Origin of the sequence: Arthrobacter agilis (genome assembly GCF_002953615.1) — a bacterium.
Classification (GTDB): domain Bacteria; phylum Actinomycetota; class Actinomycetes; order Actinomycetales; family Micrococcaceae; genus Arthrobacter_D; species Arthrobacter_D agilis_B.
Window position 1 is genome coordinate 2883667 of record NZ_CP024915.1, and the last position, 7974, is coordinate 2891640.

Annotated in this window: 7 protein-coding genes; 6 read left to right on the forward strand and 1 reads right to left on the reverse strand. The window is 70.4% G+C overall.

Annotated elements, in window-relative coordinates:
- The 6 genes from CVO76_RS14080 to CVO76_RS14105 form a co-directional block, all read left to right on the forward strand.
- On the forward strand, positions 1–818 hold an 818-nt coding region (locus CVO76_RS14080; protein WP_208739773.1), incomplete at its 5' end, for a beta-galactosidase.
- A gap of 41 nt (positions 819–859) precedes the next feature.
- Positions 860–4045: a glycoside hydrolase gene (locus tag CVO76_RS14085; RefSeq protein WP_208739775.1), complete on the forward strand. Its 3186-nt coding sequence runs from the start codon at positions 860–862 to the stop codon at positions 4043–4045.
- Between the two features lie 295 nt (positions 4046–4340).
- On the forward strand, positions 4341–4799 hold the full coding sequence (locus CVO76_RS14090) for a DUF4383 domain-containing protein (RefSeq protein WP_208739777.1): 459 nt from the start codon (positions 4341–4343) through the stop codon (positions 4797–4799).
- Between the two features lie 110 nt (positions 4800–4909).
- A complete protein-coding gene (locus CVO76_RS14095; RefSeq protein ID WP_208739779.1) occupies positions 4910–5800 on the forward strand; it encodes a diacylglycerol/lipid kinase family protein in 891 nt (296 codons plus the stop codon).
- A 189-nt stretch (positions 5801–5989) separates the two neighbouring features.
- Complete coding sequence (locus CVO76_RS14100; protein ID WP_208739781.1) at positions 5990–6829, forward strand: sigma-70 family RNA polymerase sigma factor; 840 nt, start codon at positions 5990–5992, stop codon at positions 6827–6829.
- A 108-nt stretch (positions 6830–6937) separates the two neighbouring features.
- Positions 6938–7174: a hypothetical protein gene (locus CVO76_RS14105; protein WP_133080152.1), complete on the forward strand. Its 237-nt coding sequence runs from the start codon at positions 6938–6940 to the stop codon at positions 7172–7174.
- Between the two features lie 110 nt (positions 7175–7284).
- On the opposite strand, the gene CVO76_RS14110 is transcribed toward CVO76_RS14105, so the two are convergent.
- The coding region (locus CVO76_RS14110) for a heme-dependent oxidative N-demethylase family protein (protein WP_208739782.1) at positions 7285–7974 on the reverse strand (690 nt) is incomplete at its 5' end.

Sequence of the window (7974 nt, forward strand, 5' to 3'; positions counted from 1 at the left end):
CCCCCGCCGCGATCCTCTTCGACTGGGACTCCTGGTGGGCCTCCGAGCAGGACTCCCACCCGTCCGACCGCCTGCGCTACAAGCAGGAGGCGCTCGACTGGTACTCGGCGTTCCTCGCCCTCGGCATCCGCGCCGACGTCGTCCCCTCCGCGACCGACCTCGCCGGCTACGGCCTCGTCGTCGCGCCCATCCTGCACACCGTCCCGGCCGCGCTGAAGGCGCGCCTCGAGGAGTACGTGGGCAACGGTGGGCACCTTGTGGCGAGCTACTTCAGCGGCATCACCGACGAGAACGACCACATTTGGCTCGGCGGCTACCCAGGAGCCCTAGCGGACCTGCTCGGCGTACGCATCGACGAGTTCGGTCCCCTGCTCGACGGCGACGAGGTCTCCCTGGACAACGGAACGACGGCGACGCTCTGGGCCGACCGCGTCCTGCCGCGCGCCGACGGCGTCGAGGTCCTCACCCGCTACACGACCGGCGAGCACGCCGGGGATGCGGCTGTCACGCGCAACACCGTCGGCTCCGGCAGCGCCGCCTACGTGGGCGCGCGCCTCGGTACCGCGGGCCTCGAGCCCGTCCTCGCGGACCTCGCCGCCCGCGCCGGGATCACCAGCGAGCTGCCCGCCGAGCTGCGCGGCGCCGTCGAGCAGGTGCTGCGCACCGATGACGACGCCGACTACGTCTTCCTCATCAACCGCACCGACGAGCCGGTGGACATCACCGGCGTCGACGGCGACATCCTCACGGGCGAGGAGTCCAAGCTGGCTCCCCGCTCCGTCGCCGTCCTCACGAGGAAGGTCTCGCGCACCACCTAGGACCACCGCAGTATCCACCCTTGCTGGAAGGAACACGTTCAATGACGAATCGATCCAGGCGCGCCACCCAGGCCGCAGCCACGGGGGTGGCCGCCGTCCTGGCAGCCGCCTCCCTGATCGGGGGTGCGGCGCAGGCCGCGCCTCCGGCCCCGCCCGCACCGCCGGCCGTCCCGGAGGGCGCGCTGACCCTCACGCCCGACCCCTCCTACCAGGGGGAGGAGTTCGAGGGCTGGGGCACCAGCCTCGTATGGTTCGCGAACGCGACCGGCGACTACCCCGACGAGATCCGGAACCGCCTCGCGGAGCTGGTGTTCGGGCCCGAGGGCCTGAACCTGAACATCGCCCGGTACAACATCGGCGGCGGCAACGCCCCCGATGTGAAGGACTACCTGCGCCCGGGCGGCGCCGTCGAGGGCTGGTGGAACGCACCCGAGGGCACCACGCGCGAGGACACCGACTGGTTCGACCCCGAGGACCCCGCCGACTGGAACCTCGAGGCGGATGCCACGCAGCGCTGGTGGATCGACCGCATCAAACAGGACATCACCCACTGGGAGGCGTTCAGCAACTCGCCACCCTGGTTCCAGACCGTCAGCGGCTACGTCTCCGGCGGCTTCGACGCCAACAAGGACCAGCTGAGGACCGAGAGCATCGACGACTTCAACTCCTACCTGGTCCGCGTGGTCGAGGAGCTCGAGGACGCCCACGGCATCACCGTGGACACGCTCGACCCGTTCAACGAGCCGAACACCAACTACTGGAGCACCCGCCTCGACGCGAGCGGACAGCCGGTCGGCGGACGCCAGGAGGGCGCGCACATCGGCCCGCAGCTCCAGCAGCAGGTCCTGAAGAACCTCGCCCCGAAGCTCGACGCCGCCAGCACCGACGCGACGATCTCCGCGATGGACGAGACCAACCCCGGCATCTTCGCCACCAACTGGAACAGCTACCCCGCAGACGTCCGCGACCTCGTGGACCAGCTCAACGTGCACACCTACGGCACCGGCCAGCGCACCACCGTGAGGGACATCGCCAAGGGCGAGGACAAGCCCCTGTGGATGAGCGAGGTCGAGGGCTCCTGGGGCAACGGCCAGAGCTTCACCAGCATGGAGCCGGGCCTGGGCATGGCCAAGCGCATCACCGACGACCTCCGCGAACTCGAGCCCAGTGCCTGGGTGTTCTGGCAGCCCGTCGAGGACTACGACAATATGAAGCCCGGCGGCGAGAGCGCTGCCGGCGCCAACTGGGGCAGCATCCAGATGCCCTTCGACTGCACCGACGCGGACACGCTCGAGAGCTGCCCCATCTACACGAACACCAAGTTCAACACCGTGCGGAACTACACGCACTACATCCAGCCCGGTGACCGCCTGGTGCAGGTGAACGACGACGACACCACCGCCGCCATCACCGGGACCGGCGCCGCCGTGGTCCACATCAACGAGTCCACCGACGCGAAGCCCGTGGTCCTCGACTTTTCGAAGTTCGGGTCCGTCGCACCCGGCGCCACCGTGACCCCCGTGGTCAGTGACGTCAACGGCGCGCTCGTCGAGGGCGCACCGGTCGCGATCGAGAACGGCTCCGCCGTCGTCACCGCGCCCGCCGAGTCCGTCACCACCTTCGTGGTCGACGGCGTCTCCGGCGTCGCGGAGGACGCGGCCGCCCTCCAGGACGGCCACGTGTACCGGCTGCAGGGCGTGCAGAGCGGCAAGTCGATCGAGCCGACCGGCGGCACCGCCGTCATCAGCGCGAGCGACCCCGCGGACGCGAACCAGCTGTTCCGCTTCACGAGCCTCGGCGAGGACGACAGCAACCGCGAGCGCTACTCGATCACCACCCTCGACGGCGCCTCGCAGCTCGCCGACGAGGGCGGCGCCGCCGTCGTCGCTCCCGCAGGGACGAACCCGCGCGCCGCATGGATCGCCTCCACCACCGGCGACGGCACCTACACGTTCGTGAACGCCGAGACCGGCCTGCTGCTCGAAGTGGGCGGCGGGAAGACCACCGAGGGCGCACCCGTGACCCTCTATCTCGCGAACTCCGGCGCCAACCAGCGCTGGACGCTGATCGACGAGACCGTGCTCTCCGTGCAGGGCACCACGGCGTTCACCGTCCCCGGCACGGCACCCGTGCTGCCGGAGACCGTCACGCCGGTGTACCGCGACGGCGCACGCGGAGCGATCCCCGTCGAGTGGAAGATCCCGAACGACAACCGCTGGAGGAAGCCCGGCACCGTCAATGTCAAGGGCACCGCGACCGACGTCACCGGCACGCAGTTCCCCGTGGAACTCACCGTCACCGTGGACACCCTCGTCTCGACGGAACCGGCCCGCGCCAAGGCCGTGGTCAACGGACTGCCCGAACTGCCCGCCACCGTGACCGCCGTCGGCAGCCAGGGCGGCACCGCAGAGCGTCCGGTCACGTGGAACACCGCGGTCGGCTACCCCGCACCCGGCGTCTACGAACTGACCGGCACGGCCGACGCCGGCAACGGCGGCACGCTCCCGGCGACCGTCCGCATCCAGGTCACCGCGGGCACGCTGGACAACGTGGCCGACGACGGCGGCACCACCGCGAGCACCACGTTCACCGAGCCGGGCTACGGCACGGCAGGCCTGTTCAACGGCGACACCCGCGACAAGGCGTGGTCCAACTGGCGCTCCGGCACCAAGAACACCGCCGACACGCTCACCGTGACACTGCCCGAGGCACAGACCCTCGGGGGCGTCGTCGTGCACTTCTTCCGCGACGGGTCCTCGGACAGCTACGCGCAGACCCTGCAGCTGCAGGTCCAGGGCGCCGATGGTGCGTGGACCGACGCCGGCGGCCCGGTCAGCGTCCCGGCCGGCTCGCCCGCCCCTGCCGTGACCCTGCCGCTGGACGGCGTTACGGCGTCGAGCATCCGCGTGGTGATGACGGCCCGCTCGCAGACCCACATGGTGGTCAGCGAGATCGAGGTCCTCGGGGCCGTTCCCGCGGAGTCCTCGGATGCGGACCTAGCCTCCATCAGCGTGGGCGGCACCCCGGTGGCCGGCTTCGATCCCACGGTCACCAGCTACTCGGTGCCGTCGCGGGGCAAGGTCCCGTCCGTGTCCGCCGTCCCGGCAGACCCGTACGCGACGGTGTCCGTGACGCAGCCCTCGGGCGCCGGCAGGACCGCCGTGGTCACGGTGACGAGCGAGGACGGGTCGGCAACGAACACCTACCGGGTGGACCTGACGAAGTAGCTTTTCCTGAACAACCCGAACAGCCTGACCGACCGACGGGGCGTCCGCAGCAGCGGGCGCCCCGCCGTCGTTCCGCCCGCTCCCGGCACCATCCGGCAGGCTGCCCGAAGATCCAGTTCACGCCGCCGGAGATACCAAGTAGGCTTACTGCGCCGGGATCGACCAGCGACGGCGTCCCTCCAGGACGGGACGCGCCGTCGTTCCGGCAGGTCTCACCGTCCACGACCCTCCGCCGCGCCACCCGGAGCAACCGCACAGCGCAGCGGCACCACTCGCACCACCTGGGAGAACAACCATGACCACTGCAGACACGCCCCGCGCGGGCACCCGCACCACCGTCCAGAAAGCAGCACTCGCCGTCGGAGCGGTATTCCTGCTCGTCGGGCTCCTCGGGTTCATCCCGGGCATCACCAGCCAGTACGACCAGCTCAGCTTCGCCGGCCACGAGTCCGGGGCCCTGCTCCTCGGCCTGTTCCAGGTGTCGATCCTGCACAACATCGTCCACCTGCTGTTCGGCGTGGCCGGGATCGCGATGGCCCGCACCATCAGCGGCGCCCGCTCCTACCTGCTGTACGGCGGCATCATCTACCTCGTGCTGTGGATCTACGGCCTGGTCATCGACCAGAACTCCGCCGGCAACTTCGTACCCCTCAACGGTGCGGACAACTGGCTCCACTTCTTCCTCGGGGTCGGCATGATCGCCCTGGCCCTGCTGCTCACCCGCGACACCAAGCGGACCACCGCACGCGCCTGATCCCTCCCGCCTGCATCCCGCAGGACAGGAGCGGCGTCAGCGGGCCCCGGACTCGTGCAGTCCGGGGCCCCTGGCGTCCCATCCCACTCCCGATCCCGAAAGGCAGAACCATGGAGACGCCGCGCAGGTTCGACACGATCACCATCATCTTCAATCCGAACAGCACCGGAGACGCCCCCGCGCTCGCCGAAGAGCTGTCCGGCGAACTCGTGCCGGCGCTGCCGGAGACGAAGGTCGTCCTGCAGCCCACGGAGCACGCCGGGCACGCGATAGACCTCGCGCGGGACGCGGCGTCGGCCGGCAACGCCCTGATCGTGTCGGTCAGCGGGGACGGCGGCTACAACGAGGTGGTCAACGGAGTGATGTCCAGCGGCAGCGACGACGCCGTCTGCGCGGTCCTGGCCGCCGGCAACGCGAACGACCACAGCCGCGTCACCGGGCGGAAGCCACTGGCGGAAGCCATCATCGAGGGCCAGGTGCGCACGATCGACGTGCTGCGCATCAGCATCGGCTCATCGGACACGGACGCGATGTACGCCCACTCCTACATCGGATTCGGGCTGACCCCCGTCGTGGCGATCGACCTGGAGAAGGGCAGCAAGGGCGCCATCAAGGAGATGTTCTCCGTGGCACGCACCTTCCGCAAGTTCAGGCCCTTCGAGATCCGTCAGAGCGACGGCGAGCGCCGCCCCTTCGACAGCCTGGTGTTCGCGAACATCTCCCAGATGGCCAAGTACGCGACTTTGAGCGAGGCCGGAGACCAGCCCACCGACGGGAAGTTCGAGGTCATCACCTTCCCGCACATGGCCAAGTGGCGGATCCTGCTCACCGCCCTGCGGGCGACGACGCAGGGGCTGGGCGACCAGCCGAGCTTCAGCCGGTACCGGTTCTCGACCCTCAAGCCCCTGCCCTACCAGCTCGACGGCGAAGTGAAGTCCGTCGACGCCGCCATGGACGTCACCATCGAGAGCGTCCCCGGGGCCCTGTCCATCCTCGGCTGACCGGTCGCCGAGGGGCGCTCTACGATCGGCTCAGCGAGGAGCCGGGCCCAGCGAGGCGGGACCGTCGACGGGCTTCGGATCGGGCTCCTTCAGTTCGAAGGAGAAGGCGCGCGTCTCCGTCGCCCCAGTGTTCTCGCCGTAGTGGCCAGGCTCCTGCGTCCGCCCGCAGCACAGCCTAGGGTGGACCGCATGGACCTGACCGCGCAGTTCGAGGCGGAGCGCCCGCGCCTCGTGCGGATCGCCGCCGGCATCCTCGATGACCGGGCCGAGGGCGAGGACATGGTGCAGCAGGCGTGGCTCCGGTTCCACGGCACCGACACCGTGATCGACAGCGTGCCGGCATGGCTGACGGTCGTGACCACGCGCCTGTGCCTGGACCGCCTGCGCTCCAGGGTCCCCGAGCCGGTGGACGCGGCGCCCGAGCCGGCCTCCGTGCTCGCCCCGGATCCGGCCGAGCAGGTGGTGCAGGCGGCCTCCGTCGGCGTCGCCCTGCGGATGGTCCTCGAACGCCTCTCTCCCGCGGAACGGGTGGCGTTCATCCTCCACGACACCTTCGGCGTCGACTTCCGCACCATCGCGACCGTCCTCTCGGTGTCGTCGGAGGCCGCACGCAAGCTGGCGTCGAGGGCCCGCTCGAAGGTCTCGGGCCTCGCCCCGGCGGAGACACCGGCCGACTGGGAGGTCGTCGACGCGTTCCTCGCCGCTTCCCGTGGCGGCAGCTTCGCCCGCCTGGTGCACCTCCTCGCGCCCGACGTCGTCGTGAGCGCCGACGCCGAGGCGATCGCCGCCGGCACCCCCGTGCGGCTGGAGGGCCGCGAGCGCGTGGCCGCGATGTTCGACGGAGCGGCCAAGGCCGCCTTCCCCGTTTTCGTCCAGGCCCGCCCCGGCGCCGCCTGGTACCACCTCGGCACGCCGCGGGTCGCGTTCGACTTCACGGTGGCGGACGGCGTGGTCCAAAGCATCACGTTCCGCGCCGACGCGGGCGTCCTGGCCGCGCTGACCCGACGGGCCGCCGCCGACCGGAGATAATCCGTTCCCCGCGCCGGCGCCGGGCGGTCACATTCGTGCCGCCCCATCCGTCATCAGTACGAGGCCCTCCCGGCCCGCCTCCCATCCACCGCACCAGAAGGAATCACCATGAAGACCATGACCTGCCAGCAGCTCGGCGGCCCCTGCGACCTCGCGCTCCACGGCGAGACGGCGGACGACGTCATCCAGGCCCAGGACCAGCACCTCAAGGACGCGGTCAAGGCCGGCGACACGCAGCACCAGGCGGCCCGCGACGCGATGAAGGGCCGCTGGAGGAACCCGATCAAGGGCCTGGGCTGGTACAACGACACGAAGAAGGCCTTCGCGGCGCTCCCCGAGGCCTGAACCGTCGGGGCAGCACGGCGCTCGCACCCGACGTCCGCACGGAGCGGGAAATGACGACGGGGTGCCCGCATCAGCGGGCACCCCGTCATCCATGGGAAGGAGGAGCCGCCTCAGCTGTCGCCGGGCTGGATGCCACCCTCGATCCAGGGGTAGCCCGTGGCGAGGGGAGCACCGTCGTCGTGCCGGGAGAGCCACTCGACGGCGGCCGCGTGGTAGCGGTGGAAGCCCTTGTAGTCGACGAGCTCGGGGTCCAGGGAGGCGAGCGCCCGGTGCATCCGCTTCGCCCAGTCCGGAGCGTGCTCCACCAGTTCGGCCAGGCTGACGAGGTACGTACGGACCGGGAACACGATGGCGTTGGACCGGGGCAGGCGGTGCAGGGGCTGCAGTTCGATCCGCAGGTACACCATCTCCCCGGCGTTCTCGGGCGTGACCTTCGCCCGGTCCGGCGCCCAGTCCGGGAGCGTCTCCACCGAGGTCTCGAGGCGCGGGTTGACGGTCAGGGACCAGTTGACGCGTCGGACGGGGTGCCCGGGCTTCATCCGGAGCAGGAACTTCAGGGCCCGGTCCAGGATGCCCATCTTGTCCAGCTTGGGCACGGGGCCGTGGAACTCGGCGAAGCTCATGCCCATGTTGAACTGCAGGGAGTAGTCGGCCCGCTGCGTGGTCATGCCGGCGCCGATGACGAGTGTGTTGTCCTTCTCCTCGAGGACCACGAACTCGCCCTGCGCCTGCCGGGTCGCGTACTCCATCGGGTCCATGGGCAGCGTGGCAGGATCACCGAAGGTGAACGAGTCGTCGAT

Bases quoted from the DNA above. Each gene is read 5' to 3' on its own strand.
- CVO76_RS14095 (WP_208739779.1), top strand. From the start codon at position 4,910: ATGGAGACGCCGCGCAGGTTCGACACGATCACCATCATCTTCAATCCG.
- CVO76_RS14085 (WP_208739775.1), top strand. From the start codon at position 860: ATGACGAATCGATCCAGGCGCGCCACCCAGGCCGCAGCCACGGGGGTG.
- CVO76_RS14100 (WP_208739781.1), top strand. From the start codon at position 5,990: ATGGACCTGACCGCGCAGTTCGAGGCGGAGCGCCCGCGCCTCGTGCGG.
- CVO76_RS14090 (WP_208739777.1), top strand. From the start codon at position 4,341: ATGACCACTGCAGACACGCCCCGCGCGGGCACCCGCACCACCGTCCAG.
- CVO76_RS14105 (WP_133080152.1), top strand. From the start codon at position 6,938: ATGAAGACCATGACCTGCCAGCAGCTCGGCGGCCCCTGCGACCTCGCG.